At 69.2% G+C, this 14578-nt stretch carries 15 protein-coding genes; 1 reads left to right on the forward strand and 14 read right to left on the reverse strand.

Annotated elements, in window-relative coordinates:
* Positions 1-11: 11 nt before the first annotated feature.
* From AWB95_RS03420 to AWB95_RS03465, 10 genes are all read right to left on the reverse strand, one after another.
* A complete protein-coding gene (locus tag AWB95_RS03420) occupies positions 12-506 on the reverse strand; it encodes an arginine repressor (protein ID WP_062540111.1) in 495 nt (164 codons plus the stop codon).
* A complete protein-coding gene (argF, locus tag AWB95_RS03425; RefSeq protein WP_062540112.1) occupies positions 503-1429 on the reverse strand; it encodes an ornithine carbamoyltransferase in 927 nt (308 codons plus the stop codon). The genes AWB95_RS03420 and argF overlap by 4 nt, the downstream gene beginning before the upstream one ends.
* Positions 1426-2610 (reverse strand): acetylornithine transaminase, encoded by a 1185-nt coding sequence (locus AWB95_RS03430; RefSeq protein WP_373280775.1) that lies wholly within the window; start codon positions 2608-2610, stop codon positions 1426-1428. Before AWB95_RS03430 ends, argF begins: the two co-directional genes overlap by 4 nt.
* Positions 2607-3485, reverse strand: a complete 879-nt coding sequence (gene argB / locus AWB95_RS03435) for an acetylglutamate kinase (protein ID WP_062540113.1) — start codon at positions 3483-3485, stop codon at positions 2607-2609. The genes AWB95_RS03430 and argB overlap by 4 nt, the downstream gene beginning before the upstream one ends.
* The gene (gene argJ / locus AWB95_RS03440; RefSeq protein WP_062540114.1) at positions 3482-4693 is read right to left on the reverse strand and encodes a bifunctional glutamate N-acetyltransferase/amino-acid acetyltransferase ArgJ; all 1212 of its coding nucleotides are present in this window, start codon (positions 4691-4693) and stop codon (positions 3482-3484) included. The genes argB and argJ overlap by 4 nt, the downstream gene beginning before the upstream one ends.
* Positions 4690-5727, reverse strand: coding sequence for an N-acetyl-gamma-glutamyl-phosphate reductase (gene argC / locus AWB95_RS03445; RefSeq protein ID WP_085167645.1), 1038 nt, complete (start codon positions 5725-5727; stop codon positions 4690-4692). The genes argJ and argC overlap by 4 nt, the downstream gene beginning before the upstream one ends.
* A gap of 120 nt (positions 5728-5847) precedes the next feature.
* Positions 5848-8340: a phenylalanine--tRNA ligase subunit beta gene (gene pheT / locus AWB95_RS03450; protein WP_085167647.1), complete on the reverse strand. Its 2493-nt coding sequence runs from the start codon at positions 8338-8340 to the stop codon at positions 5848-5850.
* Entirely contained in the window at positions 8340-9392 is a 1053-nt protein-coding gene (gene pheS / locus AWB95_RS03455) for a phenylalanine--tRNA ligase subunit alpha (RefSeq protein WP_085167649.1), read from the reverse strand. The genes pheT and pheS overlap by 1 nt, the downstream gene beginning before the upstream one ends.
* Before the next feature lie 120 nt (positions 9393-9512).
* Positions 9513-10295 carry a rhomboid-like protein gene (locus AWB95_RS03460; protein WP_085167665.1) on the reverse strand — a complete coding sequence of 261 codons (783 nt, stop codon included), beginning with the start codon at positions 10293-10295 and terminating at the stop codon, positions 9513-9515.
* A gap of 9 nt (positions 10296-10304) precedes the next feature.
* On the reverse strand, positions 10305-11228 hold the full coding sequence (locus AWB95_RS03465) for an adenylate/guanylate cyclase domain-containing protein (RefSeq protein WP_085167651.1): 924 nt from the start codon (positions 11226-11228) through the stop codon (positions 10305-10307).
* Positions 11229-11447: 219 nt separating this feature from the next.
* Here AWB95_RS03465 and AWB95_RS03470 point away from each other — a divergent pair, with 219 nt between their 5' ends.
* Positions 11448-12497 (forward strand): oxygenase MpaB family protein, encoded by a 1050-nt coding sequence (locus tag AWB95_RS03470; protein WP_099539713.1) that lies wholly within the window; start codon positions 11448-11450, stop codon positions 12495-12497.
* A gap of 56 nt (positions 12498-12553) precedes the next feature.
* Here AWB95_RS03470 and AWB95_RS03475 read toward each other — a convergent pair whose 3' ends face one another.
* Genes AWB95_RS03475 through infC form a run of 4 tightly spaced genes read right to left on the reverse strand, consistent with a single transcriptional unit; the run spans position 12554 to position 14570 of the window.
* Positions 12554-13321, reverse strand: a complete 768-nt coding sequence (locus AWB95_RS03475; RefSeq protein WP_062541478.1) for a TrmH family RNA methyltransferase — start codon at positions 13319-13321, stop codon at positions 12554-12556.
* Between the two features lie 13 nt (positions 13322-13334).
* Complete coding sequence (gene rplT / locus AWB95_RS03480; protein WP_062541479.1) at positions 13335-13724, reverse strand: 50S ribosomal protein L20; 390 nt, start codon at positions 13722-13724, stop codon at positions 13335-13337.
* 32 nt (positions 13725-13756) lie between these two features.
* Complete coding sequence (gene rpmI, locus AWB95_RS03485; RefSeq protein ID WP_045383206.1) at positions 13757-13951, reverse strand: 50S ribosomal protein L35; 195 nt, start codon at positions 13949-13951, stop codon at positions 13757-13759.
* A 28-nt stretch (positions 13952-13979) separates the two neighbouring features.
* Positions 13980-14570, reverse strand: coding sequence for a translation initiation factor IF-3 (gene infC, locus AWB95_RS03490; RefSeq protein WP_084707365.1), 591 nt, complete (start codon positions 14568-14570; stop codon positions 13980-13982).
* Positions 14571-14578 lie beyond the last annotated feature (8 nt).

A 14578-nucleotide genomic window follows, 5' to 3' on the forward strand; every position in this document is an offset into this window, starting at 1 on the left:
ATCTCCTTATGTCACTTGAGGTTTTCGAAAGTAGCCGCCAGCTCAGCACCGCTCATCGGCTCACGGGCGGCTACAAAAATGGTGTCGTCACCGGCGATGGTGCCGACGACGTAGGGTAACGCCGCACGGTCGATGGCGCTGGCCAGGTAGTCGGCGGCGCCCGGCGGGGTGCGCAGTACCGCAAGGTTGCCGCTGGCGTCCGTGGAGACCAGCAGCTCGCTCAGCAGCCGCGACAACCGCCCGGTGCCACCGGACACCCCGCGCACCGGGCTGCCGTCCTCGGGCACGATGTACACCCCGGCCCCGCCGTCGGCACCGCGCAGCTTCACCGCACCGAGCTCCTCGAGATCCCGCGACAGCGTGGCCTGGGTGACCTCGATGCCCTCGGCGGCCAGCAGAGCGGCAAGTTCGCCTTGGCTTCGCACCGACTCCGAGGACAGGATCGCCACGATGCGGGCCTGCCGGCCGGCACGAGTGACGTCGGGTGTGGTCTTCGAACGCGTCATCGGGACCGCTCCAGCAGCCACACCAGCAGCGCCTTCTGCGCATGTAGCCGGTTCTCGGCCTCGTCCCATACCGCGCTGTGCGGGCCGTCCATCACCTCGTCGGTGATCTCGTGGCCGCGGTGCGCCGGAAGGCAATGCAGCACAATGGCATCCGGGTCGGCGAGGCCAAGCAGCGCGGTGTTGACCCGGAACGGCCGGAACGGCGCCACCCGGTCCAGGCCGTCGTCCTCCTGACCCATCGACGTCCAGGTGTCGGTGACCAGCACGTCCGCGTTTGTCGCGGCCGCCTGCGGCTCGTTGGTCACCGTCACGGAGCCGCCGGTAACGGCGGCCCGTTCCCCGGCGCCGGCCAGCACCGTCTTGTCGGGCATGAAGCCGTCCGGTGCCGCGATCGTGACGTGCATCCCGGCGGTGACGCCGCCGAGCAGCAGCGAATGCGCCATGTTGTTGGCGCCGTCGCCAAAATAGCTGAGCCTGACGCCCCGCAGCGCGCCCTTGCGCTCGGCGATCGTCTGCAGATCGGCCAACACCTGGCACGGATGGAACTCGTCGGAGAGTGCGTTGATCACCGGCACGGTCGCCGCCGCCGCCATGGCGTCGAGCCGATCCTGACCGAAGGTTCGCCACACGATCGCATCGACGTAGCGGGACAACACTTTTGCGGTGTCGCCCAACGTCTCGTCGCGGCCCAGCTGGGTGCTGCGACCGTCGACGACGACAGCGTGCCCGCCGAGCTGCGCGATGCCGATCTCGAAGGAAAACCGGGTGCGGGTGGAGTTCTTGTCGAAGATGACCGCCACCCCGCGGGGCCCGTCCAGCGGCCGACGGCTGTGCGGATCCTTCTTCAGTTCGGCAGCCAGCTCGAGGACTTCAGCCTGCTCTGGCGGCGACAGGTCGTCGTCGCGCAGGAAGTGCCGTGTCATGGCGTCCCCCCTGCGGTGTCGAGGATGCCCGGCAGCGCGGTGACGAACGTGTCGATCTGATGTTCGGTGACGATCAGCGGCGGCGCCAACCGGATCACATTCGCTGCCGGGGCGTTGACCAGGAACCCGGCGGCGCGGGCAGCGGATTCGACGTCCTTGGCGTGCGGCGCGGAAAGCACCACGCCGCACAGCAGGCCGCGGCCGCGGACGTGGTCGACCAGCGGATGGCTGAGCGCTTCGATACCGTGGCGCAACGACTTTCCCAACACCTCGGCGCGGCGCACCAAATCGTCGGCGGCCAGCACGTGCAACACCGCCAGCGCGGCCGCCGCACAGATCGGGTTACCGCCGAACGTGCTGCCGTGCAGGCCGGGGGTGAGCAGTTGCGCAGCCTCGCCGACCGCCAGGCACGCTCCGATCGGCAGCCCGCCGCCGAGCCCCTTGGCCAGCGTTACCACGTCGGGCGTGATGCCGTCGTGCTGGTGGGCGAAGAACGAACCGGTGCGGCCCATCGCCGTCTGCACCTCGTCGAGCACCAGCAGTGCGCCATGTCGGGACGTAATCTTGCGTGCCGCAACCAGGTAGCCGTCGGGCGGAACGACGACGCCGCACTCCCCCATGATCGGCTCCAGGAAGACCGCGGCGGTGTCGTCGGAGACCGCGGCGGCCAGCGCGTCAGTGTCGCCGTAGGGAACGTGCGTCACGTCGCCGGGCAGCGGCGCGAACGGCGCCTGCTTGGCCGGCTGGCCGGTCAACGCCAGCGAGCCCATCGTGCGGCCGTGGAACGCTTCTTGCGCCGCAACGAGTTTCGTGCGCCCGGTGAGCCGCGACAGCTTGAACGCCAGCTCGTTGGCTTCGGTACCGGAGTTGCAGAAGAACACCCGAGCGTCGGCGCCCAACAACCCAACCAGTGCCTCGGCGAGCGCCACGGCCGGCTCGTTGGCGTACAGGTTCGAGGTGTGGCCCAGTGTGGACATCTGCCGGGTGACGGCCTCGATGACGGCGGGGTGACCGTGCCCGAGCACATTGACCGCAATGCCGCCGAGCAGGTCCAGGTATGAGTTGCCGTCCACGTCGGTGACCACCACGCCGTCGCCGCTGGCTAACGCCACCGGCGGCACGCCGTAGTTGTTCATCATCACCGCGGACCACCGCTGCTGCATGTCCTGTGTACTGCTCACGCGCTCACCACCTTGGTGCCGGTACCCTCATCGGTGAATAGCTCGACCAGCACGCAGTGTTCGACGCGTCCGTCGATCACGTGTGCACTGGGCACGCCGCCGCCGACGGCACGCAAGCAGGCCTCGACCTTGGGGATCATCCCCGTCTCCAGGGCCGGCAGCAGTTGCGCCAATGTGGCGGTGTCGATTTCGCTGACCAGCGAATCACGGTCCGGCCAGCGGGTGTACAGCCCTTCGACGTCAGTGAGCATCAACAGTTTTTCGGCTCCCAGTGCTTCGGCCAGCGCCGCCGCGGCGGTGTCGGCGTTGATGTTGTGCACCACGCCGTCGGCATCCGGCGCCAGCGTCGAGACGACCGGAATGCGCCGCGCGGCAATCAGATCCCGCACCGCGGCGGTGTTGACGCGGTCGACGTTGCCCACGAGCCCGATGTCGGTGGCCACCCCGTCGACGGTGACGCTGCGCCGCACGGCGGTGAACAGCTGCGCATCTTCGCCGGTGATGCCGACCGCGTACGGCCCGTGCGCGTTGATCAGGTTGACCAGTTCCCGGCCCACCTGGCCGAACAACACCATCCGTGCCACCTCGAGCACTTCCGGTGTGGTGACCCGGAATCCGCCCTTGAAGTCGCCGGGGATATTGAGGCGTTGCAGCATGGCGCTGATCTGCGGTCCGCCGCCGTGCACGACGACGGGGTGGATGCCGCAGTTGCGCAGAAACGCCATATCGGCGGCGAACGCGTGCTTGAGCGTGTCGTCGGTCATCGCGTTGCCGCCGTACTTGATCACGACGATCTTGCCGTGCAGTTGCTTGAGCCAGGGCAGGGCTTCAGCTAGCACCTGCGCTTTGACATGAGTCGACAATGCGGCGGTCATGAGCTGTAGGCCGAATTCTCTTCGACGTAGCCGTGCGACAGGTCGGTGGTGCGGACGGCGGCCCGGCCGTCGCCGAGGTCGAGGTCGACGGTGACGTCGATGTCGGCGCCCGACAGGTCCACCTCGCGTGCGCCGGGTGCCCCGGTGCCGCCGCTGAAGACCGCAGAACCGTTGAACGACACGGTGATCCGATCGGGATCGAGCGAAAACGGCGCCATGCCCACCGCGGCGAGCACCCGGCCCCAGTTCGGGTCTGAACCGAACAACGCCGTCTTGACCAGGCTGTCGCGGGCGATCAGCCGGGCCGCATCCAGCGCGTCGTCCTCACCGGGGGCGCCGGTCACCGTCACGGTGATGCGCTTGGTCACGCCTTCGGCGTCGGCCTGCAGCTGCGCGCACAGGTCATCACACACCTGCAGCACCGCATCGTCGAGATCTGCCTGGCTGGGCGCGATTTCGCTGGCGCCGGACGCCAGCAGCAGCACCGTGTCGTTGGTGGAGCAGCTGCCGTCGATGTCGAGGCGCTCGAAGGTCGCGGCGCTGGCCCGGCGCAGCGCTGCGTCGAGCGCATCGGGTTCGGCCACGGCGTCGGTGGTCAGCACACACAGCATGGTCGCCAGCGACGGGGCCAGCATGCCGGCGCCCTTGGCCATCCCGCCGATCGTCCAGTTGCCGGGGTGGTGCAGCGCAACCTGTTTGGGCACGGTGTCGGTGGTCATGATGGCCCGCGCCGCGTCCTCTCCCCCGGCCAGCCCGCCGGCCATCTCGTGCACGATCTCACCGACACCGGCGAGCACCTTGTCCATCGGCAGCCGATCACCGATCAGGCCGGTGGAGCAGACCGCCACCTCGATCGCCCCGGTTTCGGTGCCCCAATCCGACAGGGCGGCGGCGAGCGCCTCGGCGGTGGCGTGGGTGTCGGCGAAACCGGCCGGTCCGGTGCAGGCGTTGGCGCCTCCGGAATTGAGGATCACCGCACGCAGCCGGCCTGTGGTCAGCACCTGCTGACTCCACAGCACCGGCGCGGCCTTGACCTGGTTGCGGGTGAACACTCCGGCCGCCGCATAGTCGGGGCCCTCGTTGAACACCAGCGCCAAATCCGGTGCACCGTTTGTCTTGATCCCCGCGGCGATGCCGGCGGCCCGAAATCCCTCCGGCGCGGTGACTCCCTGGGTGCGCACCAGCCGCGTCGCGTCGGCTTTAGTCATGGCGCCACTCCGACCACCGGAAGGCCCTCGGTTTCCGGCCAGCCCAGCGCCAGGTTCATCGACTGCACGGCGGCACCACCGGTGCCCTTGACCAGGTTGTCGATGGCGGCGATCGCAACGAACGTCGCAGCGTCCTCGTCCACCGCCACCGCGATGTGGGCGGCGTTGCTCCCGATCACCGACCCGGTGCGCGGCAGCTGGCCGTCCGGCAACAGGTGAATGAAAGGCTCGGCCTGGTAAGCCTTTTCGTAGGCCGCCCGCAGCTGCGACAAAGGTGCGGCGGTGCGCGCGGTACAGGTGGCCAGGATGCCGCGCGAGGTGGGGATGAGCACCGGGGTGAACGACACGGTGACGTCGCGGTCGGTGACCGTCTTGAGCCCCTGCACGATCTCCGGCGTGTGCCGGTGCGTGCCGCCGATGTTGTAGGCCCGCGCCGAGCCGATGACCTCCGAGCCGAGCAGGTCGGCCTTGACGGCCCGCCCGGCGCCGGAGGTGCCGCTGACCGCGACCACCGCGACCGCGGGCTCGACGAGATCCTCGGCGACGGCCGGCAGCAGGGCCAGCAGCGCCGCCGTCGGATAGCAGCCCGGCACCGCGATGCGGCGGGCATCTTTGAGCCGCTCGCGCGCGCCGGGCAGCTCGGGCAGACCGTAGGGCCAGCTACCGGCGTGCGCCGAGCCGTAGAACCGCTCCCACGCGGCGGCGTCGGTGAGCCGGAAGTCCGCGCCGCAGTCGACGACGAGCGTGTCGGGGTCGAGCTGTTCGGCCAGCGCCGCCGAATGGCCGTGCGGCAGCGCGAGGAACACCACGTCGTGACCGCCCAGCACCTCGGGTTCGGTCGGCTCGAGAACCCGTTGACCCAGCGGCGTCAGGTGCGGCTGGTGTTCGCCCAGCGTGCTGCCGGCGCTGGCCGCGGCGGTCACCGCGCCGATCGTGAGCCGGCCGTCGCCGTATGCCGGGTGGCCGAGCAGCAGCCGCAGGATCTCGCCGCCCGCGTAGCCGCTGGCACCAGCCACCGCTACCCGCATCGTCATGCCGCCCAGTTTTGCATGACTATGCATTGCGATGCAAACTAATTCCTCACCGCGAGCAGACAGAGAATCGCGTTACCTACCACCCGATGACGCGATTCTGCGTCTGCTCGCCGTGGGAAGTCAGGCACGCAAGACAGCGCCGACACGCTCGGCGGCGTGGCGCACCGCCTCGTCGCGCGCCGCGCTGGCCTCGTCCTCGGTCAGCGTGCGATCCAGCGCCCGGAACCGCAACGCAAACGTCAGTGATTTGCGGTGCTCCCCGATCTGCGGGCCGACGTAGACGTCGAACAGCCGGATGTCCTCCAGCAGCTCACCGGCCCCGTCGCGGACTGCGTCCATCACCGCCTGCGCCGGGACATCCGCGGCGACTACCAGGCTGACGTCCTGGAACACCGCAGGAAACGGCGAGACCCGCGGCGCCGGCAGCGTCTCGGTGATCGGCACGGCGTCGAGGTTCAACTCCATTGCGCAGGTGCCTTTCGGCAGGCCGGACCGTTCGATCACCGCCGGATGCAGCTGGCCGGCATGCCCGATGACGGTGTCGCCGACGAGCACCTCGGCGCAGCGGCCCGGATGCCACGGCAGGTACCGGGCGGCTCGCAACACCACCTCGACCCCACTGGCGCGGGCGACGATCCGCACCGCCTCGAACGCATCGGCGGCTTCCACGGGCCGGCCGGGGCCCCAGGGTCCGCGGGGTTCGCGCAGGCCGGCCAGCACTGCGGCGACGTGCTGCGGCTGCCGCGGCAGCGACGCGTCCAGCTGCGCGATCTCGTCGTCGGTGGGACGGCGGTCCACCGGGATGGGCTCGACGCCGCGGGTGTGCTCGGTCGGCTGGACCACCTGCGCGATCGAGTACAGTGCCGCGTCGACGAGACCGCGGGATACATTGCGCGCCAACGCTTCCAGCAGGCCGGGCAGCAGCGTGGTGGCCAGGTGCGGGCGGTCAGCCTCCAGCGGGTTGAGCACCTGGGTGGTGTTGCGGCGCGGGTCGCCGGCGGGAAGCCCCCAGGCGTCGAACACGCCGGCGGGCAGGAACGGAGAAGTGAGGACCTCGACGTAGCCGGACAGCGCCAGCGACTTGCCGACGGCGCGCCGGCGCTGCTGCCTAGCAGTGAGGCCCCGGCCCGCCGGCGCCGACGGCAGCACCGACGGGATGATGTCCAGCCCCTCCAGCCGCAGCACCTCCTCGACCAGGTCGGCGGGTTGCAGCAGGTCGGGACGCCAACTCGGCGGCGTCACGGTCAACACGTCATCGCCGGTCACCGCCGCGCCGATCTGGGTCAGCCGTCGCGCGGTGGTGCCGCCCGGGTACCGGACCCCGGCCGTACGGTCCGGCAGGTCGGTGGCGATCCGGATCGGCGGCAGTGACCAGTCGTCGCGGGGCGGGTCGCCACGCCAATCGGTCAGCGTCGGGGACACCGTGCCGCCGGCGATCTCGGCCAGCAGCACCGCGCAGCGGTCCAGCGCGGCCACCGAGATCGCCGGGTCGACCGCGCGCTCGTAGCGGCGGGCGGCCTCGCTGGGCAGGTGCAGCCGCCGCTGAGTGCGCGACACCGCGGCGGGATCCCACACGGCGGCCTCAAGCAGCACGTCGGTGGAGTCGTCGCGCATCTCGGTGCTGCCCGACCCCATCACGCCGCCGATCGCGGCGGTCGCGACCTCGTCGACGATCAGCACGTCCGCCGGGCTGAGCCGCCGCTCGATGTCGTCGAGAGTGACCACGGTCTCGTCGGGCCGAGCGAACCGCACGTCGAAGCCACCGGTGATCCGTTTGAGGTCGTGGGCGTGCATCGGGTGCCCGAGCTCGAGCATCACATAGTTGGTCGCGTCGACGGCCGGTGAGATCGCCCGGATACCGGACAGCAGCAGCCGCCGCTGCAGCCACCAGGGCGACACCGCGGCGGGGTCGATCCCGGTGACCGGCCGCAGGGCGAACCTTCGCACCCCGGTGTCGGGCTGCACGGTCAAAGGCCAGGCTTCGCCGTCGACCGGCAATGGCGGCACCACATCGCTCGAGGCGGGGTCGACGAAGTCCAGGTCGTAGGCGCAGGCGATCTCGCGGGCCAGGCCGCGCACCGACATGCAGTAGCCGCGGTCGGGGGTGATCGCCAGGTGGAATACGACGTCGTCGAAACCGAGCACCGCAATGCCGTCGTCGCCGGGCCGGGCGGTGTCAGGCGGCAGCACCAGGATGCCGGAATGGTCTGCGCCCAAACCGAGTTCGGCCGTCGAACAGATCATTCCCTCGGACGTGCGGCCGTAGGTCTTGCGCGTGGTGATCGTGAAGTCGCCGGGCAGAACGGTGCCGGGCAGCGCCACCGCCACCAGGTCATTGACCGCGAAATTGGTTGCACCACAGATGATTTCGCGCAGCTTGTCCTCGCCGACGTCGACCAGGCAGGCGCGGATCGGCTTCTTGAATTCGGTGAGCTCGTCAATCTCCGCCACCCGACCGACGGTGAGCGGACCGCTGACCGGGCCGAGCCGAATCACTTCCTCCACCTCGTGGCCGATGCGCAGCAGCGTCTGCTCGAGCTCGTCGGCGGGCACATCCCAGTCCGGGGCGCCGCGCGCGACAACCTCACGCAGCCAGCTGTACGGAACGCGCATCAGGCCCCCACTCCGAACGGCAGCGAGAACCGCACGTCGCCTTCGACCATGTCACGCATGTCGGGAATGCCGTTGCGGAACTGCAGCGTGCGCTCCAGGCCCATGCCGAACGCGAACCCCGAATACGCTTGCGGGTCAATGCCGGCCGCGCGCAACACATTCGGGTTCACCATGCCGCAACCGCCCCACTCCACCCAGCCGGCGCCGCCCTTCTTGCCCTCGAACCACACGTCGACCTCGCCCGACGGCTCGGTGAACGGGAAGAAGTGCGGCCGGAACCGGGTGCGCGCCGAGGGCCCGAATGCGGCGCGGGCGAACGCATCCAGCGTCCCGCGCAGATGCGCCATCGACAGGCCGCGATCCACGGCCAGCCCCTCCACTTGGTGGAAGACCGGGGTGTGGGTGGCGTCGAGCTCGTCGGTGCGAAACGCGCGACCGATCGACAGGACGTAGACCGGCAACTCGCGTCCGAGCAACGTGCGAACCTGCACCGGCGACGTGTGGGTGCGCAGCAGCTGCCGCGACCCCTCGGGCGCGATGTAGAAGGTGTCCTGTTCGCTGCGCGCCGGGTGATCGGCGGGAAAGTTCAACGCGTCGAAGTTGAACTGCTCGCTTTCGACCTCCGGCCCGTCGGCCAACTCCCAACCCATCGCGAGGAAGCTGTCGGCGATGCGCTCGGCCAGGATCGTGATCGGGTGGCGAGCGCCGGTCGGCTGCCGGGTCGACGGCAACGTCACGTCGATGGCCTCGGCAACCAGCACCGCCGCGTCCCGTTCGGCGCGCAGCGCCGCCAGCCGCTCGTCGTAGCTGCGCTGGGCGTCGCCGCGGGCGGCATTGACGCGCCGTCCGGCGTCCGCGCGGTCGGACTTGGGAAGCGTCGCAAGGGCTTGGCGGGCCAGCGCCAGCGGCGAACGGTCACCGAGGTGCTCGGTTTTGGCGCGTGCCAGCGCATCGAGATCGGTCGCGGCGGCAAACGCCTGCCGGGCAGCATCGACCGCTTCGGTCAGCGCCTCCGGCGACAGGGCCCACTGCTCGGGGGGTCGGTCACCCACGCGGCGACAGTCTCCTTGGTAAGCACGGATTTACGACACGGGTGTGACGCAAGTGATGATCATAGGTGATCGACTTACGGGGACCGCCGCGCGGCGGAATCGTCAGGCGCTCAGCGCGGGCTACAATGCAGGGGCGCGCAGCGGTCGGCGCATCTGGCGGTACCGGACAGCCCCGTCGGCCACCAAGGCACCCAGCGCGCCGACGCCGGCACCGGCGACCGCCGACCACGGGGTATGGGCCAGCAGCAAAAACCCGAACGCCGCCGCCACAGTCAGCAGCGCGTAGCGCAACGGCGTCCACGCGGACGGAGCCGGCCGCCCGAACCGGGCGGCGACCAGCATGCCCAACACCAGCGCGACCGCGTGACCGGCATCGGTGAACTCCGCGCCGATGGCCGCGGCCGCCACACCGGCCGGAACCCACCAGCAGATCCACACCGGACGCCACCGCGACGGGACGGCGGCGGTCAGCGCGCCCAGCACGGCGACGGCGCCGTAACTCATGCCGACGTCGCTGGCGCGTGCGATCGACAACGGCAGCCAGCCCAGTTCGATCGCACCGGTCAGGCCGGCGGCGACCAGAAGCGTCGCACCGATGTGCCCGGTGACGAACACCACCGCCGTCCGTCCGCTGTGCCAGATCAGCTCGGCCAGGGCGAGCAGGCACACCAGACCGGGCAGCCACACGTACATGGGACCGGCGTCGGTGACGAATGCGCTGCCGAACAGGGTGCCCAGGTGCCCGTGCGCCAGATTGTGCACGTTCGTGCTGGCGTTGCGTATGACCTGCTGTTGCACCTGCGGACCGAGAATCAAAAGCGTGATGGACACCGCTGCCAGAGTTGCTGCGTAACCGACCGTGAGCCGCACCCGGGCAAGCCGGGACAGTATGTCGAAAATCATCGGCATCTACTATGCCTGCGGATCGTCGTCCGATGCCTCGTCGGCACCTGACAAATCCCTGGCAGTTTTTAGTCGGTAGATGGCCAAGTCCGGCGGAAGCCCGGGCGTTTTGGCGCCGAACATCGGCCGGTGCATCCGCTTGGCGACCACTCCCAACGCGTCCAAATCGGACTGCGCCAGCTGATCGAGAGTGGTTCCGGAGACCATGATGCCGCCCTTGGTGGCGCGTTCCATCACGCGTGCCGCGATGTTGACGTCGACACCGAGCCAGTCAGAGGCCAGCCGCTGCGGCCGCCCGGTGTGGATGCCGACCCGCATGCGTGGCCGATACCCGTTCACCTCAACCGACTTCACGGCGCGCTGTGCGGCGCAGACCGCGTTGACCGCGACAAGCGGATCGGCGAATACCGCCATGATGCCGTCGCCCATCCGCTTGACGATGTGGCCGCCAGCGTCGAGCAACGGCGGTTCGACGGCCCGGGCAACCCGCCGCAACAGCGTCAGCGTCGCGTCGTCACCGGCCTGCAGAGACCACGACGAGAACCCCACCAGGTCGGTGAACACCAGCGTTACCTCGGGGTTGGCCGGGCGTCGGGAAACCGCCTCGGTCAACGCCTGCCACACCTGCAGCGCGCCGAGCCCAAACTGGCGCGAGGCGCCCTCGCGGTCGAGGAGGCGATCCGCCGCGCGGGCGGCGGCGCGCGGACCGCCCTCACCGGCGGTGGACAGTGGATCGCCGAACTCGGGGTCGCCGGGCAGCACGCGCCTCGCTCGCCGGATCAGGTCGACGACGCCCGGGCTCTGGTTGCGTTCGCGCAGCCACTCCGCCGCCCCGCGGATCGACACGGGGGAACGTTTCTTGGCTGCATACGGTGCCGGCGCGGTCGCCGTTTGCTCGGGCTCGCCGGACGCCGGAGGGGACCCGAGTTCCACGTGACCCAGGGTATGTGCTGCCGTGAGCGGCGGGCAACGACCGGCGTGGTGGCATGCGCCACCCTGGGCAACGAATTGCCTGATCACGCGCACGCATCGAGGGGGCCGACGCCCGGTAACACGACCGCGCGGCCCACCCCGAAATCATAGACAACATACGTTGTCAGCCTTATCGTGGAGTTCACCAGGACCCCGGAGGCCATGATGACACCGACGTTGATGCCGTCCGCCGAACCCCGGCCCGTCGCAGCCGCCAAGCGTAAGTCCGCCACGGCCCAGCCGCTCGGGCCGGAGTCGCTCACCTGGAAGTATTTCGGCGACCTGCGCACCGGAATGATGGGCGTCTGGATCGGCGCGATCCAGAACATGTATCCGGAGCTGGGCGCCGGCGTCGAGGAGCATTCGATCCTGCTGCGCGAACCGCTGCAACGGGTGGCCCGCTCGGTGTACCCGATCATGGGCGTGGTCTACGACGGCGACCGGGCCGCCCAGACCGGCGAGCAGATCAAGCAGTACCACCACACGATCAAAGGCGTCGACGCCGCGGGCCGGCGCTACCACGCGCTGAACCCCGAAACCTTCTACTGGGCGCACGCGACGTTCTTCATGCTGGTGATCAAGGTGGCCGAGTACTTCTGCGGCGGGCTGACCGAGGCCGAAAAGCGGCAGTTGTTCGACGAGCATGTGCAGTGGTACCGCATGTACGGGATGAGCATGCGGCCGGTGCCCAAGTCGTGGGAGGAGTTTCAGGAGTACTGGGACCGGGTGTGTCGCGAGGAGCTGGAAATCAACCAGGCCACGCTGGACATCTTCAACATCCGGATCCCCAAGCCGAAGTTCGTGCTGATGCCCACACCGCTCTGGGACCAGTTGTTCAAGCCGCTGTCGGCCGGGCAGCGCTGGATCGCGGCCGGGCTGTTCGATCCGCCCGTTCGGGAAAAGGCGGGCATGCGCTGGACACCGGGTGACGAGGTGCTGTTGCGGCTGTTCGGCAAAGTAGTCGAGTTGGCGTTTCTGGCGGTTCCTGACGAGATCCGGCTCCATCCGCGCGCGCTGGCCGCCTACCGGCGGGCGGAAGGCCGAATTCCCGCCGACGCGCCGCTGGTGGAGGCCCCGCGATTCATGGCGCCGCCGCGGGACCGCCGCGGACTGCCGATGCACTACTTCCCGCCCCGGCGAACGATCTTCGAACGTGCCGGGTCACTGGTTCACACCACCTTCTCGCTGGCCGGTCTGCGCCCGGCCCGAGGCCGGGGGAAGGCCGCCTGAGCTACGTCGATGGCGGCGACCCGCCGCGCCCGGCTTCGCCGCGCTTGCGATCGCCGCTAGAGCGCCCGTGCGCTCTGGTAAAGGCAAATCGCCGCGGCCGCAGCCACGTTGAGGCTCTGCGCGCCGCCGGACATCGGAATCCGCACCCGGTGATCAGCGAGCCGGGCCACCTGAGCCGACAGACCGTGGGACTCCGTCCCGAACAACCACGCCGTCGGTGTGGTGAGATCGGCTTCGTCCAGGGCTAATTCGCCGTCCAACGTGGTGGCCAGCACCTGCAGGCCCGCACCGCGCAGCGCAGCCACGGCGGCGCCGACATCCGGTGCGACGACAACGGAAACCGAGAAAATACTTCCGGCCGAGGCACGCAAACACTTGCCGTTGTAGGGGTCGACGCTGTGCCCACCGAGGATCACCCCCGCGGCGCCCATCGCGTCGGCGATACGAATCAGGGTGCCCGCGTTGCCCGGTTCGCTGATGTCGACCGCGACGGCGATCAACCGGGGCGCGCCGGCCAGCACGTCGTCGAGGCTCGCGGCCGGCATCTCACAGACTGCGACCAGGCCCGCCGGAGTCACCGTGTCGGACAAAGCCTTTGCCGCGCGCTCAGTCACCAGGTACACCGGAGCATCCTGGCGCTTGAGCAGCCCGTCGTACCGCTGCGCTGCAGATTCGGTGGCGAAGAGATCTCGGATCAGGCCGCGCCGGGACGCCGTCTCGACAAGGTGCGCGCCTTCCACCAGAAACCGCCGGGTGCGGCGGCGCATGACGTTCCGATGCAGCTTGACCGCCGCGACCACGCGGGCCGAGCGTTCGGTGAGCACCGGGTCAACCGGCTTAAGCCGCCTCTCCGGACGGAGCGTTGACGTCCTCGGGCAGCGCGGCACGTGCGACGTCGACCAGTGCGGTGAACGCGGCAGGATCGCTCACCGCGATTTCGGCCAGGTTCTTGCGATCGACCTCGACACCGGCGGCCTTGAGGCCCTGGATCAGCCGGTTGTAGGTGATGTCGTTGGCGCGCGCAGCCGCGTTGATCCTCGAGATCCACAGCTTGCGGAACTCACCCTTGCGCGCACGGCGGTCGCGGAAGGCGTAGTTCAGTGAATGTAGTTGCTGCTCTTTGGCTTTGCGGTAGAGCCGAGAGCGCTGGCCGCGATAGCCTCGCGAGGCCTTCAGGACGGTGCGCCGCTTCTTCTGGGCGTTGACTGCCCGCTTCACGCGTGCCATGGAATGTTCCTATCGTCGGGTGGTGGTGCCGGTCAGCCGTTCAGCATCTTGTTGACGCGCTTGGTGTCGTTGGCTGACACCGCGGTACGTCCCTCCAAACGGCGGGTGCGCGTGGTCGGCTTGTGCTCCAGCAAGTGCCTGCGATTCGCCTTCTGGCGCACAATCTTTCCGGTTCCGGTGCGCCGGAACCGCTTCGAGGCCCCGCTGTGGGTCTTGGCCTTGGGCATGTGTCCTCAGTTCTGCTGTCTTCTGGGTTTACGTTTCGGTGTCGCCGCTGTGTGCCGGTGCGGGAGTGGGGCCGCCGGCCTGTTCCGCCGCCCTGGCGCGAGTCTTCGCGCCGCGGTGCGGTGCCAGCACCATCGTCATGTTGCGTCCGTCCTGCTTGGCCGACGTCTCGACGAATCCGTAATCGGCGACGTCGGCGCCCAGGCGCTGCAGCAGTCGATAGCCCAGCTCGGGCCGTGACTGCTCGCGTCCGCGGAACATGATGGTGACCTTGACCTTGGATCCCGCTTCCAGGAAGCGGATCACGTGACCCTTCTTGGTTTCGTAGTCGTGAGGGTCGATCTTGGGTCGCAGCTTTTGTTCCTTGACGACGGTCTGCTGCTGGTTTTTGCGAGACTCGCGCGCCTTCTGCGCCGCCTCGTATTTGAACTTGCCGTAGTCCATGATCTTGCAGACGGGTGGTCTGGCGTTCGGGGCGACTTCGACAAGGTCGAGATCGGCGTCCGCGGCGACGCGGAGTGCATCTTCGATACGCACGATGCCTACCTGCTCCCCCCCCGGGCCGATCAAGCGGACTTCAGGTACGCGGATGCGTTCGTTGACGCGGGTCTCAGTGCTGATGGGGCCTC

This window comes from Mycobacterium celatum (assembly GCF_002101595.1).
Taxonomy (GTDB): domain Bacteria; phylum Actinomycetota; class Actinomycetes; order Mycobacteriales; family Mycobacteriaceae; genus Mycobacterium; species Mycobacterium celatum.